A 24,338-nucleotide genomic window follows, 5' to 3' on the forward strand; every position below is an offset into this window, starting at 1 on the left:
TCAGGTAAAAGTACTCTAGCCATTCCGGTTCTCACTCATTATCGCAAAATGAAAGTTAAGAAAGTAGGTATCCTCACGGCAGGTGGCTTGGCCCCTTGTCTTTCTTCAGCAATCGGTGGCTTGATCCAGCGCTATACGGAAATCGATCCGGATGTTGAGATCATTTGCTACAAGAACGGCTACTATGGCCTGCTCAAGGGCTTGAGCTATCAGGTTACTCCCGAGATTCGCAAGAACGCAGGGAATCTTCACCTTTTTGGTGGCAGCCCGATTGGCAACAGCCGCGTGAAGCTTACGAATGTGAAGGACTGCGTAAAGCGTGGCCTTGTTCAGGAAGGTGAAGATCCGCAGAAAGTGGCGGCAGAGCAGCTCGTGAAGGATGGAGTCGACGTGCTCCACACCATCGGCGGCGACGATACCAATACCGCAGCGGCTGATCTCGCGGCCTACCTAGCCAAGAACGACTATGCGCTGCGTGTGATAGGCTTGCCGAAAACCATAGACAACGACGTCTACCCGATCAAGCAGTCCCTTGGCGCTTACACGGCGGCTGAGCACGGTGCGAATTATTTCGAGAACGTGGTAGCGGAGCACAACTCCAGCCCTCGCATGCTGATCATCCACGAGGTAATGGGTCGCCACTGTGGCTGGCTCGCGGCCTACACCGCCTACGAGTACCATAAACGACAGAAGTGCCGATACTGGGTACCGGAGATCGGTTTAGCGCGGGAGCGCCACGACGTGCATGCGATCTATGTTCCCGAGCTCGGCATCGACCTGGAAGCGGAAGCTGCTCGTCTGCGCAAGCAGCTCGACGAGCACGATGCTGTCAATATCTTCCTCTCCGAGGGTGCGGGCGTAGCGGACATCGTCGCTCAAAAGGAAGCTGCGGGTGAGGAAATCATTCGTGACGCGTTCGGCCACGTGCAGCTGGACTTCATCAATCCGGGTGCATACTTCGCCAAGCAGTTCAAGGAACTGATCGGTGCGGAGAAGGTGCTGGTACAAAAGAGCGGTTACTACTCCCGTGCTGCAGCAGCAAATGCAAAGGATCTCAACCTCATCAAGAGCTGCACCGACAAAGCGGTCGAAGCCGCATTCGCAGGCGAAAGCGGCGTGATCGGTCACGACGAAAACAATCGCGATATCCTGCGTGCTTGCGAGTTCGATCGCGTAGCGGGCGGTAAGCCGTTCAATACGGACGAGCCTTGGTTTGACGAGCTTCTATCTGAAATCGGCCAGCCGAAAGGCAAGGTTCAGGATACGAGCCACTAGACGTTTTGCTTCGGGTGGCTGTGGCAGTTGCTCGAGAGGTCGTTTCGTGGAACTTACTCCGCGATCATCCAAGATTTGAATACAGAGGTCGAAGCGTTTTCGCTTCGGCCTCTTTTTCTGCTAAAATTATGAGTGGTATTCGGGGACGGTGACACGTTCGATTTCTTCAAGTGTCGTTAGTCCTAGGAGTGTTTTTTTGAGGCCGTCCTCTCTCAGGCTCTTCAGTCCGAGTCGCTTGGCTTCTGCTTGGATTTCGGTGAACGGGGCGCGTTTCGAGATGAGCTCTCTCATGTATTCAGATATTTCAATGATCTCATGCACGCCTATGCGTCCCTTGAATCCTGTGTGGGAGCATTGCTTGCAGCCCTTTCCGCGGAAGAAAGGTATCTGCGGGTCGATGCTTTCTGCTTTGAAGTATTTGAGGAGGAGTTCCGTTTTGGGTTGATAGCTCTCTTTGCAAGATTCGCAGATCTTTCCGACCAATCGCTGAGACAAGACGCCGTTGATTGACGGAGCGACCATATACGGATCCACTCCCATTTCGACGAGGCGGAGGATGGCTTGAGTCGCGCTGTTAGTGTGGAGAGTTGTGAGGACTAAATGGCCGGTGAGGGCAGCTTCCGTTGCGATTTTTGCCGTTTCCAAGTCTCGGATTTCACCCACGAGTATGACGTCTGGATCTTGTCTGAGCGCGGATCGCAGGATGGTATTGAAATCGAGGTTTATATTGTGCCTGACTTCGAAATGGTTGACTCCCGGCAGCTGGTATTCGACTGGGTTTTCGATCGTCATGATATTGCGTTCGCGATCGTTCAAGTAGTCGAGGGCTGAATACAGGGTGGTTGTTTTTCCTGAGCCAGTGGGGCCAGTTACGATGAAGATCCCGTTTGGCTTGCTGATAGCGGTTCGGAAACTCTTCATGTTGCTCTTGGCAAACAAGAGCTCGTCGAAGTTCGGCAGGCCCTTCTTGCCGGCCTGGCCGAGAAGTCGAATAACTGCCTTTTCCCCGTGAAGCCCGGGGCAGGTTGAAATGCGGAAATTTTGGCTGAAGGTGCCGACTTCGACCGTGAACCGCCCGTCTTGCGGTAGCCGAGTTTCGGCGATGTTGAGTTCGGAGACGAACTTCATGCGCACCATCAAAGCGGTATGGGCCTGCTTTGGCAGATCGACAACATCACGGAGGTGTCCGTCCACGCGGAAGCGAACCTTGCCGTGGTCCTTATGGGCCTCGAGATGGGTGTCGCTGGCTCGTTGCTTGAAGGCGTTGTAGATGATGTGGTTTGCCAGCTCGACCAACGCGTTGTTCTCTACGAGCTCTAGGAGAGTGTCGCGTTGTTCTGCGGCGATGCTCTTACCTTTCGTGAATGCTTCCAAAGTTTTGAGAGCCTCGTCGAAGGAAATGTTCGACTGGTAGGTGATCTCTATGGCATGCGATATATCGTCTGCGTGTCCGAATACAGGGCTAACGCGCTTTTGCAGGTATCGCTCCAGCGATTCGACGAGGTTACGGTTCGTGGGATCGCTCATTGCCATCGTCACGTATCCGTCAAACTCATACAGGCTGATCGCCTGGATCTTTTTCGCCATTTCCAGGGGAATACGTTCTTCCTCTGGATAAGTTATGTTGATGGAAAGGGGGTCGACGTAGGTGATGTCGTGGGCGCGGGCCCAGAGCTCTCCAGCGGGATCCTTGCGGATCATGCCCTTGTCTATGATCTCCAGTAGCATCCCGGAGTGGTCCTTCTTGTACCTGCTCGTCAGAGCATTAAGAGTGACGGTGTCGATCTTACCCGTGCCGGCTACGAGCTCGACGAAGCGGTCGCATCTAATTTCTCTCATCGTCTTTCAGATTCAGGTTAAAGAAGTTGCCGATAGCTTCTTGGCCTAGCAGTTCGCGGGAGGCAATAATACTGTCGTATTCTGCCCGAGCCTCGACCAAGAGCTTGCCCATGTCGTATGTGACGACAAGGTCCTCGAGACTAGTGACTTCGGAAGTAGCAGGAGGAGTGTTCTCTGGCTGGGACATAAGTGGAAGGGTTCGGTTTAAGAAGCGGTTGCTCGGATTGTCGAAAGTACCTTGATGACGAGGTTCTTTATTTCGTCGGGGGTCTGTGTCTTGAGTATATAGTAGGTGGCTCCGCTGCGAGCGGTTTCCTCGATCGTATCGCGTGTGGATACCGCTGTGAGCATGATGACGGCTGCGTTAGGGTTGATCTCTCGGATATGTTTAAGAGCTTCCACTCCGTTCATCTTGTTCATGTTAATATCGAGCAAGATGAGGTCCGGCCGGTACTCTTGGTAGGCCTCTACGGCGTCCATGCCATTTTGCATGAGGTAGACCTTCGATATTCCAATGTCGTTGAGCAGGAGCTTCAGGAAGGTGCGCATATGCGCTTCGTCGTCTGCTATGAGTGCGGTTATGTTTTTGTAGTCCATTATGGGATACGGTTCAGTTGTATTTGAAAGTGGGCTCCGCCTTCGGGGAGGTTTTCTACTGTGATTTCTCCGTCGTGGCTGTTAACGATGCGCTTAACGACATAGAGTCCGATGCCGCTCGTGGATTCACCTGCGGTAGGCATGTTTGAGGTGCGGCTGAATTCTTTGAAGAGTTTGTTGAACTCGTCTTTCGGAATTCCTGGGCCCTCGTCCTTCACTGACATATAGACAGATTTGGAGTCGGTTCTGGTTTCGATCTGAACTCGGGTACCCTTTGGGGAGAACTTGATCGCGTTGCTTACGAGGTTCTCCACGGCGCGTGTGATTAAGCGTTTGTCTATGGAAGCTAGAGCACCGTCTGAATGATCAGTGTGAACAAGGGTGATGGCCTTCTTTTCGGCGGTGGGAGTTTGCATCTTGGCGGTCTGGGCCATGATGTCTCTGGGAGCCAATTGCTCGCGGGAAAGGTCGAAGTTATCCAGGTCGATTTTTGAGACGTCGAGGAGGTCCTCCACGAGATTTAGCATGTTTTCGCTCGCTTCGATGATGCAGCGGACCATCTCCCGTTGGCTGTCGTTCAGCTTACCGAAGCGTTCCGTCTCCAAGAAGTGCGATACCCCGGAAATGGAAGCGATGGGATTCCTAAGGTCGTGGGAGGCTACACCGAGAAATTTAGTTTTTGAGGTATTTTGACGGTGGAGATTGTTTATCGTAGCCGTCGTGTCTCTGCGTTTTCGAAAGTCAGCTATCTGTCTCCTAGCACGTGTCAGAAGTTCGGTCTTTCGAATGGGCTTCTGTAAGTAGTCGTTCGCTCCAGCGTCGAACGCCTGGTTCATCGTCTCCATGTGAGAGCTGCCGGTGACGAATATAAGTGGAATTTCAGATGTGGATGCTTGGCTCTTGAGCTCTCGACAGAGGGCAATCCCGCCTTCGCCGGGCATCTCTACATCGCATATGATGAGCTCGGGTGGCGATTTCGAGATTAGCTGCTTGGCTTGTTTGGCGTCGTATGCGTGTAGAGTCTCGAAATCTCCGGCGGTGAGAATTTTCTTAGCGATTCCGTGAGTGATTCGATCGTCGTCGACGACGAGCACCAGACCGCTGCGAACTTCGGGGACTTTTCCGAGGTCAGATTCTGGTTCCGTGGAATTGGGAAGTTGTGAGTTCAAGTCGCTAGGAGATCGTGATTTTACTCATCTCTTTTCGGACTTGAATTGTAAAAAGTAAGCGAGCGAATGAACTTTGACTCGATTCTATCACAAAAAAAAGCCCGCCGAACGAATCGGCGGGCTAGTAAAGTGTTGAATGCTAGGGAGAAGTGCGAGTTTGAGCTATTTAGAATAGCTGATCGTCGAGGAATTTGTAGAGTTCTTCTTCGCTCACACGTTTTTGTTCGGTAGTATCACGGTCACGTAAGGTTATGGTGCCGTCTTTTTCGATAGTGTCGAAGTCGATGGTCACGCACCATGGCGTTCCGGCTTCGTCTTGGCGGCGGTAACGTTTGCCGATGGCTCCAGCGGTATCCCAGAAGACGTTATAGCGACGGGATAGTTTGTCGAAGATTGAGCGAGCGCGCTCGACAAGCTCTGGCTTGTTCTTGAGCAGCGGCAACACCGCGACTTTGTACGGAGCGATACGTGGGTGGAACTTCATCACCGTACGCTTCTCGCCGCCGACTTCGTCTTCGGTGTAGGCGGCGGTGAGCAGGGCGAGAAGGAGTCTATCCACGCCGAGCGATGGCTCGATGACGTGGGGAATGTATTTCTTCTTGGCTGCCTCGTCGAAAATCTCCATCGCCTTGCCGGAGTGTTCGGCGTGCTGGGTGAGATCGAAGTCGCCTCGGGCCGCGATACCCCAGAGCTCTTGTTCGCCGAATGGAAACTGGAAGGTGATGTCCGTACAGGCTTTAGCGTAGTGAGCTAATTTTTCGTGTACGTCGCGACCGAGCATTTCCTCGGGGAGTCCTACGGAGATGAGCCATTCGTGGCAGTACTTGATCCACTGCTGGTGGATTTCGGACCAGTCGCATTCGGGCGAGACGAAGTACTCGATCTCCATCTGCTCGAACTCGCGAGAGCGGAAGATGAAGTTCTTCGGAGTGATTTCGTTGCGGAAAGCCTTGCCGACTTGGGCGATGCCAAAGGGAATCTTTACGCGTCCAGTGTCGACCACGTTCTTGTAGTTCGCGAATATGCCTTGGGCGGTCTCGGGACGAAGGTAAGCAGTGGCGGAGCTATCGCTGAGTGCGCCTACCTTAGTCTCGAACATGAGATTGAACTCGCGGGGAGCGGTGAGGCTACCGGGCTCGCCGGTTGCAGGCGAGGGAATCAGAGCCCACTCTGACTCTTCGGCCTCGGTGTACTCCTTGAGCTCGATGGGGGCGAGCTCGCCTTGGTGTCCGCCTTTTCGCTTCATCATTTCGGCGGCGGCTTCGGCGTCAGCCTGCATGTTGCCATCCTCGAGGATGGAGAGATAGCCGATTTTCTCGCCGCTGACGACGACCGGAGCGAAGAACAGCTGATCGGCGCGGTAGCGCATTTTGGAGACCTTGCAGTCGACCATGGGGTCGGAGAAGCCGCCCACGTGGCCGGAGGCGACCCAGATCTTGGGAGACATGATGATGGAGGAGTCGAGGCCTTCGATATCCTCTCGGCGGTGCACCATGTCCTTCCACCAAGCGTCCTTGATGTTCTTCTTCAGTTCCACGCCGAGGGGGCCAAAGTCGAAAAAGCCATTGTAGCCGCCGTAGATTTCCGATGACTGGAATATGAACCCTCTGCGCTTGCAGACGGCTACGATGGCATCCATGAGAGGATTGGTTGATGCTTTTGTTTTGGCCATAAGGGCTGTGAAAATGTCGTTTCGAGGGGGCGGGTCAAGTGAATGGTGACTGCACTTCGGCGATTGATGAAAAGGGAGTTGCCAAGCGCTTGGTCATGTCCTTTCTCTTGCCAGTTACCAAAGTATAGAACCTTTTCTCAACATGTCGGAACTAGAAGGAAATTGCCTCGTTTGTCAGTCGGGTGGACCCACTGCAGTCATTAACGCCAGCCTCGCGGGCGTCATCGAAGAAGCGCTCAATCATGAGTGCATTGAAGAAATCTACGGAGGCCTCAATGGCGTCGTCGGTGTTCTCAGCGAAGACCTCGTCGACCTCGCGGCTGAATCCCAGCAAGCGATTCGCCTTCTAAAATCCAGCCCAGGCTCGGCTCTCGGCACTTGCCGCTACGTTTTCAAGAAGGAAGAAGACCTCGAGCGCGCTCTGGAAGTGTTCAAGGCACACGACATCCGCTACTTCTTCTACATTGGGGACAGCGAATCCATGGCGATGCTCGACAAGCTCGACGCTCTCGCGAAGTCCCAAGGCTACGAGATGCGTGTGATGGGCATCCCTAAGACTATCAACAACGACATTTCAGCCACCGACCACACCCCAGGTTACGGTAGCATGATCAAGCACGTGGCTACCACCGTTCGCGAAATGGCCGCTGACAACTCATCGATCGGTGCAGGCGACTACGTTTCGATTCTCGAAGTGCAGGGGCGCAACTCCGGTTGGATCGCTGCTGGCTCGACTTTGGCGAAGCGTCGCGATCAGCCGCACGATCCTCCGCACATCCTTCTTTTGCCTGAAATCGCATTTGACCCCGAGAAGTTCGTGACTGACGTGCAAAAGGTGCTCGCTCGCGAGAAGTACTGCTTGATCGTGGTGGGCGAAGGGCTGACCGACCTCAACGGGAACTACGTTTCCGCCAAGGCTTCCAGCACGGACGCCTTTGGTCATGTTCAGCTCGGCGGCGCAGGTGAATTCCTCCGTGGAATCGTCGAGACTCGGATTGGCGTTTCCGCACGTTCCTGCAAGCTTGGTGTCGCTGGCCGCGCTGCTTCGCATAACGCTTCACAAACCGACTCGGACGAAGCGTACCTAGCAGGTTCTGCAGCTGTCGTTCAGGCGGTAGAGAACGGCAAGAGCGGTAAGATGATTACTTTGCAACGTGCTGAGGCGGATTCCTACAAATGCGAAACAGGTTGGGTCGACCTGTCGGATGTCCCTGCGACCTCCAAGCAGCTTCCAGCCGACTGGATCAACGACGACGGCGTTAGCATGAACTTCCCATTCGTGAAGTACGCGACTCCGCTCATCCAAGGGGAAATCACTCTCCAATGGGATAATGGTCTTCCTGTCTTCGTGAATCTAAAGGGTGTTCGCATCGACAAGGTGCTTCCTGCTTACGAAATCTAGAGCGATCCAGCCTCTGAAACTTTCTAGCCCTCGCAGCCTCACTGGTCGCGAGGGTTTTTTGTGAGCTGGGTTATTGGACTACTCGCTTTGAGTTTCGTTGCTGATCTCGAAACCAAACTATCGGTTTGCCCGCAGAGCTTAATCAACCTTTTCTGTGGCAGCATCGAGTAATGCGACTGTCTTCGATCCCCTTCCTCAATTCATGAACGAAACCCCAACATGGTTGCGCCCCAAACGCTGGCTCGCGTTTTTCCTTACGCTGCTGGGCGTATGTTCCTTCTTGGCCATCGTGCCGGTAAGTCATGAAAGCGCGTCGTTGGCGGCGGCTTCGTTGGATGACGCACAATCGAACTCTTCGTTTATCGACTACCTGCGGGAGGGCGCTCGTGAAGTGCAAGTCTCGGGCCATTGGACCTCGCTATTGCCCCCGCTGCTCGCGGTCATGATCGCCGCTTTCTTCAGGACAATGGTAGGGGCCTTGGTCTCCGCATTTGCGGTGGGTTCTTTTCTCTCATATGGCTTAAATCCGCTCGCGACTGCAGTGCTGGGCGTGACCGATTTCTTGATCAAGCCTGCTCTCTCGCAATTCAGTGTCCTTATCATACTCTTTCTTTTAGCCTTGGTCGGCATGGTGCATGTCATGTCTCGAAGCGGTGGTCTGGATGGACTCGTAAAGCTGTTGGAACGATTCGCCAAAGGCCGTCGCAGGGCTAAACTAGCGATAGGTATTAGCGGACTGCTCATCTTCTTCGATGACTACTCGAATACTCTCGTGGTAGGCACTACGATGCAGAAGCTCTCCGATCGCTGGAAGATTTCTAGAGAGAAACTCGCTTACTTGGTCGACTCTACTACGGCCCCAGTTGCTGGGCTTGCCTTGCTTTCGACTTGGGTCGCTTTCGAAATGTACTTGCTAGGAGATGTGGCAGCTCAGCAAGGGGTAACGCTTTCTGGATACGGCATGCTAGTCGAAATGTTGCCGCTGCGCTTCTATTGCATCGGTACCTTGATCTTTGTTTTCATGAGTTCCGCATCGGGGAGGGATTTCGGTCCGATGTTGAACGCGGAGCGTCGGGCGTTTCACGAGGGAAAGGTGATGGACGATACGCATCAGCTTTTGGGTATGAAGTCTGATGAACCGATAGGGGAGAAAGCTGCACCACGCTGGCAAAACGCGTTTTTCCCAATTTCGATTCTGCTGTTCGGAATTGTCGTTGGAATTTTAATACTGGGCTATAATCGGTTGGAGGACGCTGGACAACCGAGTTCGCTCACTAGCTTCGAAGGGTGGCAAAACGCCTTTGGCGCAGCTGTTTATGATCCGGGTGAGGGCAGCAGCGCGGGCGTAATGCCCGCCATGCTGATCGCTTCTCTAATGGCCGGGCTGGTAGCGATCGCTCTTCCTCTTTCGCAAGGTGTCTTGAAGATTCGGGAAGTCCTTCATCTGTATGGAAGAGCGTTTTCAACTATGTGGATGGCGATCTTCATCCTTGCGATGGCTTGGGCAATGCGGGAGATTTGCGATAACTTGGGAACTGCGGACTACTTGATCGCGATGCTTGGAGGAAGCCTTCCCCTTTGGATACTGCCGCTACTCACCTTCCTGATTGCGGCGGTGATGTCCTTCGCTACGGGCACGAGTTGGGGGACGATGGGCATATTGATTCCCATCATGATGCCGCTAGCAGCTGAAATGGGTGCGTTAGAGCCGTCCTCGTTCATTATCTACCTGTTGACGGCAGCTGCCGTTTTAGATGGGGCTATCTTTGGAGATCACTGTAGTCCGATCAGTGATACGACGGTGCTGTCTTCGATTTCCTCTGGATGCGACCACATTGCTCATGTCAACACGCAGCTCTACTATGCCTTGACGACAGTAATTCTGTCTTGCTTGTTTGGGTACTTGTCTGTGGCTCAAGGAATGCCCAACTGGTTGTTTTTCGTTCTGTATCCGTTGGGAGTATTTGGTGTACTAAAGGTTTTCGGACGTAGGGCTGCTGATGTTGTTGCGATTTCCGATAAAATCGAAGATTCGATCGCTACACCGCTTCGTTGAACTGGCATGCAAGATATTTGGCCGCAACTTAGGAGTTGGTTTATCGGGAGCGAACGCTTTGCGTTAGCGACCGTCGTCAAAGCGAGCAAACCATCTCCGAGGGGAGTTGGCTCCGTGTTAGCGATTCATGAGAACGGGGAGCGTTTTATCGGGTCCGTGAGCGCGGGCTGTGTGGAAAACGAGGTGATTGAAGCGTCGAAGTCCTGTTTGGCGGATGGCAAAACGCGATGGTTGAGTTTCGGGCCGGGAGAAGGTTTTCCTTGGGAGATCGAGCTTTCATGTGGTGGGAAAATTGAAATCCGAATAGAGCCGGCTCCACATTTAAGAGAGGGGAATTCGGACTTTGTGGATGCATTGGTCGCGGCTATGGATCGCCATGAAGCCGTTTTATGGACGAGTGATGGGATAACGGATACGCTAACCGAATTAAGAGAAGACGTGTTGACAGAGGAGGTGCGTGATGGCGAGGTTAGGGTGCTGAGGCGGGCTCTGCGTAGAAGGCGTCGACTCTTTGTTGTTGGTGCGTCGCACATAGCGTTGCACCTAGTTGCAGCAGCGAAAATGCTGCAGTACGAAGTCGTGGTAATTGACCCAAGGGAGAATTATGCGAGAGGGGAGCGCTTTCAATTGGCGCCTGACGAAGTACTCACGGCTTGGCCTGGTACGGCCTTAGGAGATTACGCCTTAGCATCGAGCGACTCCTTGGTGGCGATAACCCATGATCCGAAAATCGACGACGATGCTTTGGCGGCGGCATTGACAACAGATTGTGGGTACGTAGGTGCGCTCGGCAGTCGGAAAAGCCACGCCGCGCGCTGCAGACGGCTAGCCAAGCGAGGAATCAGCGAGGCTGACTTGGATCGGATTTTCGGGCCTGTAGGATTGGATATCGGAAGTCGTACACCAGCAGAGATTGCGATCAGTATTGTGGCTCAGCTAGTGCTAGTAAGGAATCAAGGGAGTGAAAAGAATGGAGAAGTATTCTAAAATTGGATGCGTGCTATTAGCGGCGGGTACGTCTTCTCGATTCGGTGCAAAGAATAAGCTGTTGAGCGAGATTGATGGGGTGCCAATGATTCGGAAGGTGCTGGCCGCCTTGCAGGTGGAAGAAGTCGATTTTCATGTAGTAGTCCTGGGCCATGAATCTGAGCTTGTATTGACAGCCTTAGAGGGGTGTGTCGTGGATGTCGTCGTTAATCCCGAGTACGCTCGAGGTATGGGAGGAAGCTTAGCTCTCGGCGCAAAGAGAATAGTCGAGTTAGGTGGTAGTTGTATGCTGGTCTGCCTAGCTGATTTGCCGCATTTGAGAAAAGAAGATGTATCAAAGGTAGCCAATGCGTTTAGGGCAGAGGACTGCGAGCAAATTACCTACCCAGTCGTTGGCGGTCAGCATGGTCACCCGGTCTGCTTTCCCGGCCGCAGTCTCGCTGATTTGGGAGAGCTAGAAGGAGAGATGGGAGCCCGACGGGTGATAGATCAAGATCCCTTGCCTCGAGTTGAGGTTAGCGGAGTTGGCTCCGGTTGTATCCAAGACTTAGATCATTCCTAGTTCTGATTTCGAGCTGCGTCCTCAACCTGTTGATACAGGATTTGGATCGAATCGCTCGAATCGAGCTTGAGTGCACGGGAAACGTAAATTTGGGATTCAGAGAATCTTTTTTCTTCAATGAGAAGTTGGGCGCGAGTGAGCACCGCGAGGTATTCCGCCTCTGGATCGTTCTCCGCTCTGTCGAGCAATAGATACGCTCTTTCGCTATTGCCGGTGTCTATGTATAATCGAGCGAGCTTGACTAGCGTTTTTCCGTTGGTGGGGTTGAGCAAGGAAGCCTCTTCGAGAAGAGTGATTGCCCGCTGTATCTCATCGTTGTGGTAGGCGAGGTCGGCGGCGGAGAGTTTATAGAGGAACAGGGTGTCATTATCGAATGAATACGTTTGAAGATCTATTCTATTGAATAGGGTTTTGGCTTCTTTCAGCTGGCCGCTTTGGATCAGGACTTTAGTGGCGCCGATAAGGTATTCGACGTTATCGGGTTCGGCGAGGGGAGCGGCTGCTAGGTAGGCGTCGCTGGCTGGCCCGTATAGGCCGAGAGTAGAGTACAAGTTTCCCAATAAGTAGAGCGATTGGAAGCTGGCTTCCCCTAGCGACCAGAGAACTTCGAGGTTCCTGGCGGCATCATCGAGTCTTTTGGCGGCGATATATGCATTTGTCTGGGCAAGCCAGTAGTCGACATCGTCGGGGCGACGAGCTATGAGTTCGTCTTGGGTTCGTATGGCCTCGGTGTAGCGTTCGGCTTGGAGATAGACTTCCGCTTTCCCTTCTAGCCAATCAAGGTTTTCCGGTTCGCTGAGCATGGCCCGATTGTAGGCAACTTCAGCGGAGATGTAGTTTCCTTGGCGGAAGTGGCAGTAGCCAAGCATTCCAAAAGTGTTAGGTTTGGTATCTCCTAGCTCTACGGCTCGGAGCAAAGCGAAGAGGGCGTTTTTGGTATCTTCGCTACGTAGTTTGAGTACGCCTAAATTGGTCCAAGCACGCTGAAAGTCCGGAAACTTTTCTATAGCGGTTTTGTATTGTTCTTCGGCGAGGAAGTACTCGTTGTTTTCGAAGTAGATATTTCCGAGCAGGTAGTTGAAGGTGGCGCTGCGGGGAACGTCGCCTACAGTCATGCTCTCAAGAAGAGTCTGTGCGTATTCGCGGTTGACTCGCATCATCGGGGCGAGCTTTTCGAGTACTTGAACTTCGAGCTCGTCGAGGGGAGGCTCCTTTTCCGATAGGATGCCGTAGCTTGCCGCGAAACGTTTTTCGAATTCGGCGCTTTCGAGGTCTGGTCGTCCCCAATCTCTAGATACAGCAACGGTAGTCGACGCTACGGCTACTGAAAGTGCGAAAATGCGTAGAGGGAGTTTCATTGGGAGAAAGGGTTAGTGTCGGGCGGATGGTAGGTGAACTTGTGTTGAACCCAACTGTTAACAGGTTTTCCATCTTTGGTGGCCGGCTTGAGCCGCCAGCCCTTGATGTAGCTTTCAACGAAGGGGATGATCGCGGGTACGGGGCAGTCGAGCACATGGATGTTCTCGGTTCGCCCTTGGGAGGTGACAGTATAGAGAACAATGAAAGTTATCGTTTTCCCTTTGTTACCTCTCAGGAACCGATAGGGAATGTCGAGTTTGGGGTGGTAGGTGCGTTTCGGTTTGTCGGTTACTTCGTCCTGCGAGTAGATCTTCAGTGTGTCGAGGCCATCTGTTTGGTAGTTGGTTATACTTTCGTCGATATCGAACTCGGTTTTGGTAAGCTCTTGGGGTTTCAGACCGAATTCTGCTTTGAGGAAACCGAGTGGTATGCTTGCGGGTCCGTCGGTTGCTGGTAGGTTGAAGCTGATGGATATATTGGACTTTTCAGGCGGCGGTTCTTCCGCGGGAGGCGGAGGCGGCGGGGGGAGGTGAAACTCGCTGATGGGCTCAGTTGGAGAGCGTTGGCCAATGTCGATATTCGTGTGCATGGCGCCCATTGATATGAATACGATCATGACCGTAACGATAGCCCCGAGATACGGTGTAGGGCCGGATCCGCTTCTCTTCAATTTCTGTTCAAAGCCGTGCACGTCGCTAATTTACTGTTCGGTTGCGAAGTGTATCGTTTTAGCTCCGGCCGCTTTCGCTTCGCCATAGACTCGGGCGAAGGTACCGTGACTTGCTCCAGAGTCAGACTGGATGATGACGCTAGACTCTGAACTGGTGAGTGATCTTTGGATACGAGGGCGAACGCCAGATACTCCGACTTCTTCCCCCCCGTAATAGACGCGGTTGTCGGATGAGATCGCAATGAGAATGGATTGCTTGTCGAGGGCTTGGGCCGAGGCAGCTTGTGGCTTTTTGACTTCTATACCTGACTCCTCCACGAATACGGTGGTGACGATGAAGAATATCAGAAGAATGAAGATGCAGTCGATCATCGGGGAGAGATTGATGTCGACCCTGTCACCGGATTGATCGTTAGCGGACCGCCTTTTCATTTTCCGATCGATTGTTTCATCGCTAGCATTTCGAGCTCGGAGAGCTGGTTTTCTATTCTACCAAAGATTCGGGATACAAGTTGCGTGAAGAATATCCCGACGATTGATATCATAAGCCCGGTCTGAGTGGTGATGAGTGCGACTTTTACGCCATCAGCAACTGCTTGGGTAGTGTCGAGGCTAGATTCTGCACCGATGCCTTTGAACGTTTCGAGCATTCCGATGACGGTTCCGAGAAGTCCGAGGAGAGGAGCTGCGACGATGAGTACGTTGGCGTACTTGAGCTGGTTGGCGATAATGCTCTTTAGCTTTTCCCTAAATGTCGCGATGGACTCGTGGGTCTGAGAGGGGGATATTCTTTCTAGTTCATCTTGTATTTTAAATCTAGATACATAGCAAAGGAGTCCGATTACCTTGCGGTATAGGAGCAAGGCGAGTACGGCGAGTGGAATCATAATGGGGCCGCCGCTGAGGATCGTTTGCCAAAGTCTGCTAAGCTCGAGCTCGTTGATCATTTGAGGCGAGGGCGATTTCCTTGGAGAGTTGTTGGTTAAAGTCTTCGGCTACCTCTTCCATTGCCGCGAGTCGGCTACGCATGATACGGCTAAAGACGCCGTGAAGGATAAGGGCAGGGATGGCCACGATTAGGCCAAGCTCTGTAGTGATGAGAGCTTCGGAGATGCCTGAAGATAGGGATTTCGCATCCCCTGTTCCAAAGACTTCAATTAAAGTGAAGGTCTTGATCATTCCTACCACGGTACCGAGTAGGCCCATCAATGGCGCGATAGCAGCGGTGGTGGCGAGGAATGGTAGAAACCGTTGGAGGCGAGGGCGGAAGCGAATGATGGCGGTCTCCATCGCCTCAAAAACGAGAGAGGAGTCGGCGACAGCGAATTCGACGCCGGTCTGAAGAATCTTCCGAATCGGTCCCTTGTACGAGGTGAGGCTCTTAAGTGCTACTTCCTCTCCTGAATGTATCGAAAGTTTCGCTACGTGTTTAGGGTCTGCCGAAGGGTCGACCGTCGTTGAGCGGAGATCGAAGGCTTTGAGTAGGGCGATGAGAAGTGAAAGTCCGCCTAACGCAAGGATTGCGTAACCGACCCAACCTCCTTTTTTCAAGTGTTCGAGAAATGATCCTCGTGCCTCTTTGAGAAGATTGGCTTTGCCCTGGGAAGCGTCGATGGCGATGAAGCCAGAGCCGTTCAGGAAGAGTGGTTCAACTTGAGTTGCGATGTTTGGTGGGAAGAGGGCGAGTCTCGGCTCTATTGTGCCAGAATTGAACTCGAGGAATCCAGTCTGTGAATTTTCAGGAGTGTGAAAGTAGGCACTGGGGCCTAGTAGGAGAATGTCGCCGGTTTTCACGCCGCCATTTGGGCTGATGGCGCGACCTGGGAAGGAAAGTCCACCGATGAGTTTTTCCTGTCGTTCGATGCCTTTTTCCAAAGCTTTGAAAAAGACTGGGATACGTTGGTTGGTTTCGTCGCTAGTGTTTTCTAGTTGTGAGCGGATCTGGAATAATGGTTCCCTAAATGTTTGGTCTTCGGCAATGTGGAGCCTACTCTCGAAGTTGTTCAAATATTCCGAAAGGACACCACTATTGTATTGAAGTTGAGTATCCAAATTACTGATGCGTTTCTTAGTGCTTTCGAGTTCAAGCTCTAGGGTTTCGGCTGCACGTTCAGCTTTGGTTCGTTGATCTCGCTTTTGGACGAGGCTACTCTCCAGACGATTGATTTCGGAGGCCAGTGCTTGGCGTTCGTCGCCCGTTTCGGTGAGGAAGACTTGGTAGTCAGCCAGTACTTCCTCGATACGTTTCTCTCTCTCTTCTATGGCTTTTTCGTACTTGTTTTGTGCGACTAAGACCTGCGTAACTCCGGCGACTAAGGTAGCTGAAAGAGCAAAGTTGGATATGACTTTCATCGGGGGCCTTTCAGTGGTCTGTCTGGAACGGTATGGTTACGATCTCAGGGTCGGCTTTCTTGTCATATACGAGGAAGATCTCGTTTACAGCTGCCGCGTTATCATTGTAGTCAATCCATTGCCACGTGTCTTTGTCCGGTTTGATCAGCCAGGCTTTGTTACCACTCGTGTTAGTCGCTATCCCGTAAGAAAGACCCCAATAGAGGGCGCGTACTTCGATGCTTTGCTCACTGTCAAGGGCCCTTACTGAGCGGGAAAGGGTGAGGCTTTGGTTGAACTCGTCGATCGTGGTCATTATGGCGACCACGTTCTGCATGCGATTCGCGAGGGGAGTGAGCGTATTTTCCGGGTCCTTAGGTATCTTGCTGAGCAGGGGCTTGATCTTGTCTTTGAGTGGATCGGGGAGTCGTGTAGACATTGACTGAATACGATCTTCGTAAGTCTCTACTTGCTGGGCTATCTGATCGGTGGTGGCTTGTCGTTTGGCCTCGTCCTGTTTGGCTGTGTTGAGTTCGTTGCGAAGCTCCTCTATGGAGTTGTCGTAGAACTGCAGGCTCTCGTCGATTGAGCTGACGTTGGCATTGAGCGTTTGGATCGAGGTTTTGAGTACTTCTTTTTCGGAATTCCAGGTCGTCTTTTCCTCGGCGAGGCGCGTTCGCAGCTCGACCCATCGATCGGTCGTTTGCTTGAGTTCCACAAGTTGTTCGTTCGCTGTTAGGCTGCAGGTAAGGAAGAGCACGGCTCCGATAAGAAGACCGGTAGGGTGAATTTGAAGGAGCATAATACGTGAACAGGGTCCGAAGGCGCTGGCTTTTCTAATAGAATTTTAGCTGCTGGTTGGCTGCCTAATGATCTCCAGAGCTTTGTTGAGATCCTCTGCAGAGGAAGCGAAAGTGACTTTGAGAAGGCTCTCAAGTAGTCGATTCTCGAGCTCTAGCGAGCTGATGGATGGGTCGTCGGCGAGGGCGAACAGACGTGATCGCTCCTGCTCAGGGAGGGTTAGATTTTGGCTGCTTGCTTTGAGGGAAAGGCCGAGAAGTAGTGCTTGTCGGTCCCGCAGTGTAAGGCCTGTTTCGAGTTGGGCTTGGCCAGCTGATTCGAGGAGGGTTTCTAGTTTGCTAGCGCAGGCTGAAGCGAATTCGAGATAGAAGAGATCTCGAGTAGAATCGATAGCTTCCTCCGAGTAGTCGTCCTGTTGAGGGCGTGGATCTCTGGAATCGACGCCGAGGTTTCGGATCCATTTTCGATCCCGCTCAAGCTCGACGAATTGCTTTTTTGGCAGTGGGGAATTCGACGAATCTAAGGTAAGGGATGCTTCGCTTTGAAAGGTGGAGAGGATGTTCTGCTGTGTATATGTGTATTCGGTGGAATCACTCTCGGTGACGAGGACGCTGGGCGTAGCATAAACTTTTTTCAAGGTATCTAGATGTACCGGGCTAGGAGGAATTGGCTCGGGCCTGTTTTGCACTTGGGCGGAGCTGGCCATGTTTCGCGCCTGTTGTAGTTCGAGCATTGCGCTGTCCATCCTATCTTGAGCTTCTGGAGTGAATCCTGTGAATGGATTGTTATTCTGCTGAGCGTATTTGTTTGCTTCTTCTAAGCCCTTCTCAGCGTCTTCTATGCCCTTTTCGAGTTTGCCATCGTCGCTCTTGTAGTTGCGAATCCAGTCGTCGTGATCGCGTTCGTACCGCTGGTAGGCTAGCTCAAATCTTTCAGCCTGCTTTTTGTAAGTGGCAAGAATTTTGGCGAACTCCGGGTTTTCCTGCTCTTCAAGGGTTCCGGGTATGACGGACTCGATGGATGCTTCTTCGATTTGTTGATCAAGGTTGAATTGATGCACGTCTATGGTCACGGAGAGATCTGCGGAGCTGTCAAATCGGGGGGCAATCGTGTTGCCTAGCTGGCGGGCAATGCTTTTCTGAAGTGAGCTTTGAAAGCGGGGGTCGGTGTGGTTTAGTATATTGATAGATAGAGGGAGTCTGGCGTCTTCTTGGCCTAGGACTTTCCTTACTAGAAATACCTCACTTGGCGAAGTCGGCTGCTGTGCTTGAGCGGAACTCCACCTCCGCAAAATAAGGTCTGACTGCGATTGCTCCAGAGTGGATTTCAACCTATTCCCGAATATGTGGGATAGACCGGAGCTTTGGATGGTGGCTTGTAACGATGCTATTGGTTCGAGGTTTCCGGAATTCGAGGCTTCAGTAAGGGCTTTTTCGAGGCGTGCGCTTAGGTGTGAGTCTAGGAGCTGTTTGCTCAGTTGAATGTCTGCTTGGAAATATTTTTGATGAGGCGAGAGATGCTTGACCGCTTCTTCTAGGGAGGGGATGTTTACTGCGGTCTCGATGTCGGTGAGAATTTCCGAAAGCGCTCCTTCGAGGATTTCGAGTTCTTTGGCGGTATCGTTGCTATCGTGCGCAGTCGAATTGGCAGCCCGTTTCAATAGTTCGATTCGTTTGGTTAGAGCATAGCTGGGCACCTTTTCGAGCTCCTTGATAAGGCTTCTGTAAACCTTTTCCGGCGAGGCGTTGATCTTTTGCGTGCGGGATGTGTCGTCGGCTGCTACGCTCTCTGTAGCATCTCGGTTTGCCTGCTGCTCGAACCACGGGTCGTCGTTGATCTCTTGGCTAATGAGAAAGGGGGTCAGGCAAACTCCAAAGGTTAAAGCTATCGTCTTTGGAAGGCGTTTATATGCGAAGAGTAGATCCATCAGATTTAGGGTAAGGGATTACAAGAGTTGAAACTTCAACGATTAGGGGGTTGCTATCGCATTGCTTCCGGGGGGGTGGCTTCTAACCTAATATTAATTCCAAGCTGAGAATTAAAAGAATAGGTTTGTTAGTCTGTATATAGACATCGAAAGGCTCTTTTATTGTTTTCTCTGTATCAAGATCTAAGTGCTGGGAAGGTAGGTTTAGAGCGAGTTTTCGGATTTAGAGTATTTCTAGTATAACCTATGTTATAGTTGTTTTTGGGACATGGTTATAGTGGAATAGACCTTGGTCGCTATGGCGGGTCGGGTGGACCTGAAAATATGCCTCGGTGGGCACTGCCTGAAATTACAGGAGCCTGTTTTGGCCACACCCCTCCGGTTTAGAATTGGAACGGACCGTACGTGTTAACAGCAGCCACCCTCGAACAGGAGATCGATTTAGGAGCGGTGTCTTCTGGCTGGCCCGATTCTTTTATTCGGCATACGCCTATAGCTGTGAAACTATCCGTTCGAGGATTTTGCAGCGGCCTCTATTTGATCGTACAAGGCCTTGGTCGATTCGTCCGAGCGAAGCTTTAGAGCTCTTCCTACGAAGGTCTGGGACTCGGCGAAACGATCTTCTTTGATCAGTAACTTAATTCGGGTGAGGAGAGCGTCGTATTCGCTTTGTGGGTCCATCTCTGCACGGTCGAGAAGCATGTAGGCCTTCGCAGTATTGTCATTTTGGGCATGCAGACGTGCGAGACGAACCAGTGTATTTCCGTCGGTGGGGTTGATTCCTTCGGCTTCCTCTAGCAGAGCTATCGCTTGATCGGTGTCGCCGGCGTGTATCGCAATGTCGGCTCCGACGACTTTATAGTCGCTCAAGGCTGTGTCGTCAATTCCGTCCGTAGTCAGATCGATCATGGAATACAGCTCGCGAGCGGCTTCCATCTCCTTGTGATAGGCGAGGAGTTTGGTGGCTTGGATGAGAAAGTCGGTATCGCCGGGCCGTGCGTATTCTGCAGCTTCGAGATAGGCGTCGCGAGCGGGTTGCCACATTTCAAGCTTACTGTAAAGTCCCCCCAGCAGGTAGAGGGACTGAAAATCTATGTCGCCAAGTGACCGAATGATTTCCAAGTTTCTTGCTGCCTTGGCGTGGTCTTTCATGCCGAGGTAGGCATTGGTTTGAGCGAGCCAATACTCGGCGCGCCTTGGACGGCGAGCGATCAGCTCATCCTGCATGCGGATTGCTTCGACATACCGTTCCGCTTTGAGGTAGGTTTGGGCTTTCCCTTCGAGCCAATCGAGGTTGTCGGGTTCAGCAAGCACCGCTCGGTTGTAGGCGACTTCAGCGGAGATATAGTTTCCTTCGGCAAAGTGACAGTAGCCGAGCATGCCGAATGTTTCGCTTTTGGAATCGCCGAGTTCGACCGCTTTCAGGAAGGAGATGAGAGCGCTTTTCGTGTCACCGGATTTTAGTTTGAGAACACCGAGATTAGTCCAAGCTCTCTGGAAGTCTGGAAAGGCCTCTATGGCCGCCTTGTATTGGGTCTCTGCGAGTAGGAATTCGTTGTTCTCAAAATAGATGTTTCCGAGCAAGTAGTTGAATGAGGCGCTGTGCTTTTCCTCCGAGTTGACCATGCTTTGCAGGAAGTTTTGTGCCTGCGTTTTGTTGATCCGGATGAGGGGAGCGATTTTCTTTAGCATGACGATTTCGATATCGTCGAGTGGGGGCTCCTTCTCTGAGAGTACTCCGTAGCTCGCAGAGAAGCGTTGCATGAATTCGTCGCTCGCGAGGTCGGGCTCACCCATTTCTTGGGCACCGAGGTAGACTACGCTCGCGGGTAGGAGCATCAGGCTGAGTAGATTGCGTAGGCTCATGTGGAGAAGGGACTCTTGTTGGATGAGGGGATGTATGTTCCTTTGCGCCTTACGATGCACTGGACGGGTTTGCCGTCTTTCTTGGCGACTTTGAACCGGTGCCCGCGGACGAACTCGACGATTAGGGGAATCGCTGCAGGGTAAGGCGTATCGATAATATGGATATCGTGAGCCCTCCCATTTAAGTCGATGCGGCAGATGTAAGTGAAAGGGACGGGCTTTTTGGTGTCGGCGATTAGCTTCCCGGGTATGGTCAATCCTGGTCGGTAGCGTATAGAGGGCTTCTCGGTTACGTCTTTATAGTCGTAAACGGCGAGGTCGTCGATGCCGTCGGTTTCAAATTTCTCGATCGTGTCGGCAACGTTTACGCTATTTTGAGTAAGCTTCTTCGGGGTAAGCCCGAAGTCCACGTCTAGGAAGCCTAGCGGAACGTCTGCGGGCCCCGAGGTGGCGGGCAAGTTGAAGTTTATAGATACCTGCGTTTTCTTGGGAGGAACTTTTGCCGGAGGAGGAGGCGGAGGAGGTGGAAGATGGAATTCAGTGATCGGCTCCGGTTCTTCGGGAGGGGTGAAGTCTATTCCAAGCTGCGTGACGCCCATCGATAGAAATACGACGACAGCGAGCAGTATTCCCCCTAGGAATGTAAGGGGGCTTCGTTTGCTGCTTCTAAGTCGCTTTTCGAGAACGTTCATGTGTCGGTTAAGAAAATTATTGGTCTGTAGCGAAGTGTATGCGTTGTGCTCCGGCCGCTTTTGCTTCGCCGTAAACGCGAGCGAAGGCTCCGTGGCTTGCGGAGGCGTCTGCTTGGATGATGACGTCTGACTCCTCTGTTGCGAGTATTCGCTGTATACGAGGTCTTACTCCGGAGACGCCGATTTCTTCGCCACCATAGAAGACTCTGTCTCCATCAGAGATTGCTATGAGAATCGAGTTTTTATCCAGCGCTTGTGCGGATGCGGCTTGAGGCTTGTTTACTTCTATTCCGCTTTCTTCAACGAAGACGGTGGTGACGATGAAGAAAATCAGCAGGATGAAGATACAGTCGATCATCGGTGATAAGTTGATGTCGACATTGTCTGCTCGGTCGTTGGCTGACTTGCGGCGTTTCATTGCGAGATGTTTTTCTGCAGGGTCTGGATTTCGAGTTCCAATAGCTCCAGGTCCTTCGCTCGGTAGAGGCGGCTGATTAGCTGGGTGAGGAACAGTCCGAATATCGCTATCATTAAACCTGTCTGCGTTGTGATGAGAGCGACTTTCACGCCGTCGGCCACCGCTTTCGTTGTATCCTGACCAGATTCTGCCCCGATGCCCTTAAAGGTGTCGAGCATTCCGATGACAGTTCCGAGAAGTCCTAGCAACGGGGCGGCAACGATCAGGACGTTGGCGTAGGTTAGCTGAGTACTAACCAATTGTGACAGGTGGTCTCGGAAGTCTTGAATGGCGGGCCTCGAATGGTCCGGAGACTGCTCCTCGAATACAGCCTTCGCGTCGAGGCGATTTGTGAATAAAAAGAGACCGATCACATTGCGGTAGAGAAGGAAAGCCAATAGCAGCAGCGCTGCCATGATGGGGCCGCCGCTCAGGATCGTATCCCAAACTGTGTGTACCCAGCTCGGAGTCATTTATCCACTTTCTCCTTATTTCTGACTGCGAAAACGAGGCGACTGAAGTCGGTAGCTATTTGCTCCATCGCTCCGATTCTACTTCGCATGATGCGGGTGAAGATACCGTGGAAGATCAAAGCTGGGATAGCCACGATAAGTCCGAGCTCGGTCGTGACTAAAGCTTCAGAGATGCCGGAGGAAAGCGACTTTGCATCACCGGTACCAAAGACCTCGATAAGGGTGAACGTTTTGATCATACCAACGACCGTACCGAGTAGCCCCATCAACGGGGCTACCGCAGCGGTGGTCGCCAAGATTGGTAGAAATCTTTCCAAGCGCGGCCGATAGCGGAGAATCGAGGACTCCATGGCATCGAGCTGGGTGTCGGTGTCCGTCCTTGAAAAATCGATACCGATACTGAGCATCTTATGAATCGGGCCTTTTAGCGCCGCGATCTTGGCCTTGGCAGCTTCGATGGTGTCTGAGGTCGCTGACTTGGCTATGGAGTCGAGCTCGTCTGGTTCTTGCACACGGATGTTTTGCAGGTCTACGATTTTAAAGAGAGATACAGCGATTGCTACCGCTCCGAGCACAAGGATCGCATAGCCGACCCAGCCGCCTTTGGAGATGTGTTCTGTGATTGTGCCTTTCGCTTTTTCAAGCACGAGGGCATTGCCCAAGGAGCTGTCGAGGGGGAGCATTCCGTTTCCGGAGGCGAGGACCTCTCGCAAAAGTGTGGCGTCCTTTTGAGCAATTGTTGAGAGTCCGGGTTCGATCGTACCAGAGTTGAATCGAAGTGGACCCGCATCGTTTCCATCCGCCCCGCTGAAAAAAGCTACGGGACCGACGACTGCTATCTTTCCTCTCTTAACGCCCCCGAGCGGGGTGATGGCTCGTCCTTCGAATTGGCGACCACCCACGAGTTCTTCTTGGCGCGCGATCCCCAAGTCGAGCGCTTGGAATAGAATAGGGAGTCGCTCTGCAGGATCGTCGGGTGTGTTACTGAGGGTTTCTCGAGTTTCGCGAAGTGGTTCTAAGTAAAGCTGATCCTCGGATACGTGGATACGGCTCTCGAAGTTGGTCAAATATTCGGAGAGGACCCCTTGGGAGTACTGTGCTTGTGTATCGAGTGCTTTGATACGCGTTTGTAATTCTTCGAGGAGGAGTTTGCTTTCGGTTGCGTCCCTCTTCGCTACGAGCTCGCTTTGCCGCAACTTTACCAAATCGTTTTCGAGTTTATTTATTTGGGTGACGAGCTCCAGCTTGTCGCTTTGCGTCTCTTGAAGGAAGGCTTGGTATTCATCTAAACTGGTTTCGATCTTGTCTTGCGCACGCGAAATCAAGATCGCGAATTCAGCCTCAGCCTGGCCGAAGCTCAAGCTTGGCACGGCTATCATGGTCAATAATCCGAGAAGGCGTATGCTTTTGACGCGGATCACTTCTCACCTCCTTCATCGAGGAATGAAAAGGGCACCCCAACGAGGGCGGGATCAATCGTTTTGTCGTAAACGTCGAAGAGTGATTTGATTGCTAGGCTGTTCGTACCAGCTGGTGTCCATTTCCAACTCGAGGTTGTAGGGCTAATAACCCAAGCCTTGGTACCGTCGAGGTTCGAGGCGTAGGCTCCGGCGAGTCCCCAGTAGAGTACTCGCACCTCGATGATGCTCCCGTCGTCGAGTTCCTTGATGGTGTGAGCGAGGGTGAGGTCGTTGTTAAATTCGTCGATAAGGGTGGAAATTGCGACGACGTTCTGCAGGCGGTTTGGGACCGGTGTGCTGCTTGATTCTTGATCTGGGATTTTTCTCAGCAGAGGCGCTATCTCGTCTAGGAGAGGGGGTGGTAGGCGCTCGGCGAGTCTTCGTATCCGGTCTTCGTATACTGATACTTGGGCGAGGACGGTGGTGTTGGTTTCCTCGAACTGTGCTACTTTGGCCTCGGCCTCTGAAATTGCATCCGTCGCTTCTCGAGACTGCATTTCCAGGATTTCGACATTTTCGGAGAGTATCTCCTGAGTCGAGCTTAGCGTATCGACCGATCCTTCGAGCAGTTCCTTCTCGATCACCCATTGGCTTTTCTCTTTCGATATCCGATTGCGGGTTTGTATCCAACGATCGGTAAGGTCTTTCAGCGAATCGAGCTCGTTCGCAATTGTCGGTGTTTGAGTCAGGCTGCAGAGGGGAAGTGCGAGTAACAGGAACGCAGGGCGAGGAATCATGGGTAA

General features: G+C 52.4%; 23 protein-coding genes. 5 read left to right on the forward strand and 18 right to left on the reverse strand.

All coding sequences use genetic code 11. The features are described 5' to 3' along the window. The first annotated feature begins 48 nt into the window (after positions 1-48). Entirely contained in the window at positions 49-1,275 is a 1,227-nt protein-coding gene (locus QEH53_RS12105; protein WP_309023458.1) for a pyrophosphate--fructose-6-phosphate 1-phosphotransferase, read from the forward strand. Positions 1,276-1,401: 126 nt separating this feature from the next. Here QEH53_RS12105 and QEH53_RS12110 read toward each other — a convergent pair whose 3' ends face one another. The 5 genes from QEH53_RS12110 to QEH53_RS12130 all read right to left on the reverse strand — a co-directional run bounded on the left by QEH53_RS12110 (position 1,402) and on the right by QEH53_RS12130 (position 6,552). After that, the gene (locus QEH53_RS12110) at positions 1,402-3,114 is read right to left on the reverse strand and encodes a GspE/PulE family protein (protein WP_309023459.1); all 1,713 of its coding nucleotides are present in this window, start codon (positions 3,112-3,114) and stop codon (positions 1,402-1,404) included. Then, positions 3,101-3,301, reverse strand: coding sequence for a hypothetical protein (locus QEH53_RS12115; protein ID WP_309023460.1), 201 nt, complete (start codon positions 3,299-3,301; stop codon positions 3,101-3,103). The genes QEH53_RS12110 and QEH53_RS12115 overlap by 14 nt, the downstream gene beginning before the upstream one ends. A 17-nt stretch (positions 3,302-3,318) precedes the next feature. After that, on the reverse strand, positions 3,319-3,711 hold the full coding sequence (locus tag QEH53_RS12120) for a response regulator (RefSeq protein WP_309023461.1): 393 nt from the start codon (positions 3,709-3,711) through the stop codon (positions 3,319-3,321). Further along, positions 3,711-4,880, reverse strand: coding sequence for a hybrid sensor histidine kinase/response regulator (locus QEH53_RS12125; RefSeq protein ID WP_309023462.1), 1,170 nt, complete (start codon positions 4,878-4,880; stop codon positions 3,711-3,713). Before QEH53_RS12125 ends, QEH53_RS12120 begins: the two co-directional genes overlap by 1 nt. Before the next feature lie 166 nt (positions 4,881-5,046). Further along, positions 5,047-6,552, reverse strand: a complete 1,506-nt coding sequence (locus QEH53_RS12130; RefSeq protein WP_309023463.1) for a glycine--tRNA ligase — start codon at positions 6,550-6,552, stop codon at positions 5,047-5,049. Positions 6,553-6,694: 142 nt separating this feature from the next. Between QEH53_RS12130 and QEH53_RS12135 the strand changes: the two genes are divergently transcribed. The 4 genes from QEH53_RS12135 (at position 6,695) to QEH53_RS12150 (ending at position 11,559) form a co-directional block, all read left to right on the forward strand. After that, the gene (locus QEH53_RS12135; RefSeq protein WP_309023464.1) at positions 6,695-7,954 is read left to right on the forward strand and encodes a 6-phosphofructokinase; all 1,260 of its coding nucleotides are present in this window, start codon (positions 6,695-6,697) and stop codon (positions 7,952-7,954) included. 202 nt (positions 7,955-8,156) lie between these two features. Further along, entirely contained in the window at positions 8,157-10,010 is a 1,854-nt protein-coding gene (locus QEH53_RS12140; protein ID WP_309023465.1) for a Na+/H+ antiporter NhaC family protein, read from the forward strand. Positions 10,011-10,016: 6 nt separating this feature from the next. Next, the gene (locus tag QEH53_RS12145) at positions 10,017-10,997 is read left to right on the forward strand and encodes an XdhC family protein (protein ID WP_309023466.1); all 981 of its coding nucleotides are present in this window, start codon (positions 10,017-10,019) and stop codon (positions 10,995-10,997) included. Then, positions 10,981-11,559, forward strand: coding sequence for a nucleotidyltransferase family protein (locus QEH53_RS12150; protein WP_309023467.1), 579 nt, complete (start codon positions 10,981-10,983; stop codon positions 11,557-11,559). The genes QEH53_RS12145 and QEH53_RS12150 overlap by 17 nt, the downstream gene beginning before the upstream one ends. On the opposite strand, the gene QEH53_RS12155 is transcribed toward QEH53_RS12150, so the two are convergent. The 13 genes from QEH53_RS12155 to QEH53_RS12215 form a co-directional block, all read right to left on the reverse strand. Next, positions 11,556-12,917: a tetratricopeptide repeat protein gene (locus QEH53_RS12155; protein WP_309023468.1), complete on the reverse strand. Its 1,362-nt coding sequence runs from the start codon at positions 12,915-12,917 to the stop codon at positions 11,556-11,558. The genes QEH53_RS12150 and QEH53_RS12155 overlap by 4 nt on opposite strands. Beyond that, the gene (locus QEH53_RS12160; protein WP_309023469.1) at positions 12,914-13,588 is read right to left on the reverse strand and encodes an energy transducer TonB; all 675 of its coding nucleotides are present in this window, start codon (positions 13,586-13,588) and stop codon (positions 12,914-12,916) included. Before QEH53_RS12160 ends, QEH53_RS12155 begins: the two co-directional genes overlap by 4 nt. 30 nt (positions 13,589-13,618) lie before the next feature. Next, the gene (locus QEH53_RS12165) at positions 13,619-14,020 is read right to left on the reverse strand and encodes a biopolymer transporter ExbD (protein WP_309023470.1); all 402 of its coding nucleotides are present in this window, start codon (positions 14,018-14,020) and stop codon (positions 13,619-13,621) included. Continuing rightward, complete coding sequence (locus tag QEH53_RS12170) at positions 14,017-14,535, reverse strand: MotA/TolQ/ExbB proton channel family protein (protein ID WP_309023471.1); 519 nt, start codon at positions 14,533-14,535, stop codon at positions 14,017-14,019. The genes QEH53_RS12165 and QEH53_RS12170 overlap by 4 nt, the downstream gene beginning before the upstream one ends. After that, a complete protein-coding gene (locus QEH53_RS12175; protein WP_309023472.1) occupies positions 14,513-15,940 on the reverse strand; it encodes a MotA/TolQ/ExbB proton channel family protein in 1,428 nt (475 codons plus the stop codon). Before QEH53_RS12175 ends, QEH53_RS12170 begins: the two co-directional genes overlap by 23 nt. Positions 15,941-15,950: 10 nt before the next feature. Beyond that, positions 15,951-16,721, reverse strand: a complete 771-nt coding sequence (locus QEH53_RS12180) for a DUF3450 family protein (protein ID WP_309023473.1) — start codon at positions 16,719-16,721, stop codon at positions 15,951-15,953. A gap of 45 nt (positions 16,722-16,766) precedes the next feature. Further along, positions 16,767-18,647, reverse strand: a complete 1,881-nt coding sequence (locus tag QEH53_RS12185; protein ID WP_309023474.1) for a hypothetical protein — start codon at positions 18,645-18,647, stop codon at positions 16,767-16,769. Positions 18,648-19,151: 504 nt separating this feature from the next. Then, positions 19,152-20,513, reverse strand: coding sequence for a tetratricopeptide repeat protein (locus QEH53_RS12190; RefSeq protein WP_309023475.1), 1,362 nt, complete (start codon positions 20,511-20,513; stop codon positions 19,152-19,154). After that, positions 20,510-21,205 carry a hypothetical protein gene (locus QEH53_RS12195; RefSeq protein ID WP_309023476.1) on the reverse strand — a complete coding sequence of 232 codons (696 nt, stop codon included), beginning with the start codon at positions 21,203-21,205 and terminating at the stop codon, positions 20,510-20,512. Before QEH53_RS12195 ends, QEH53_RS12190 begins: the two co-directional genes overlap by 4 nt. Before the next feature lie 16 nt (positions 21,206-21,221). After that, entirely contained in the window at positions 21,222-21,623 is a 402-nt protein-coding gene (locus QEH53_RS12200; protein ID WP_309023477.1) for a biopolymer transporter ExbD, read from the reverse strand. Next, on the reverse strand, positions 21,620-22,135 hold the full coding sequence (locus QEH53_RS12205) for a MotA/TolQ/ExbB proton channel family protein (RefSeq protein ID WP_309023478.1): 516 nt from the start codon (positions 22,133-22,135) through the stop codon (positions 21,620-21,622). The genes QEH53_RS12200 and QEH53_RS12205 overlap by 4 nt, the downstream gene beginning before the upstream one ends. Further along, entirely contained in the window at positions 22,132-23,556 is a 1,425-nt protein-coding gene (locus QEH53_RS12210; RefSeq protein WP_309023479.1) for a MotA/TolQ/ExbB proton channel family protein, read from the reverse strand. Before QEH53_RS12210 ends, QEH53_RS12205 begins: the two co-directional genes overlap by 4 nt. Next, a complete protein-coding gene (locus tag QEH53_RS12215) occupies positions 23,553-24,332 on the reverse strand; it encodes a DUF3450 family protein (RefSeq protein WP_309023480.1) in 780 nt (259 codons plus the stop codon). Before QEH53_RS12215 ends, QEH53_RS12210 begins: the two co-directional genes overlap by 4 nt. Positions 24,333-24,338: the final 6 nt, after the last annotated feature.

It is taken from the genome of Pelagicoccus sp. SDUM812002, assembly GCF_031127835.1.
In the GTDB taxonomy this organism is placed as follows: domain Bacteria; phylum Verrucomicrobiota; class Verrucomicrobiia; order Opitutales; family Opitutaceae; genus Pelagicoccus.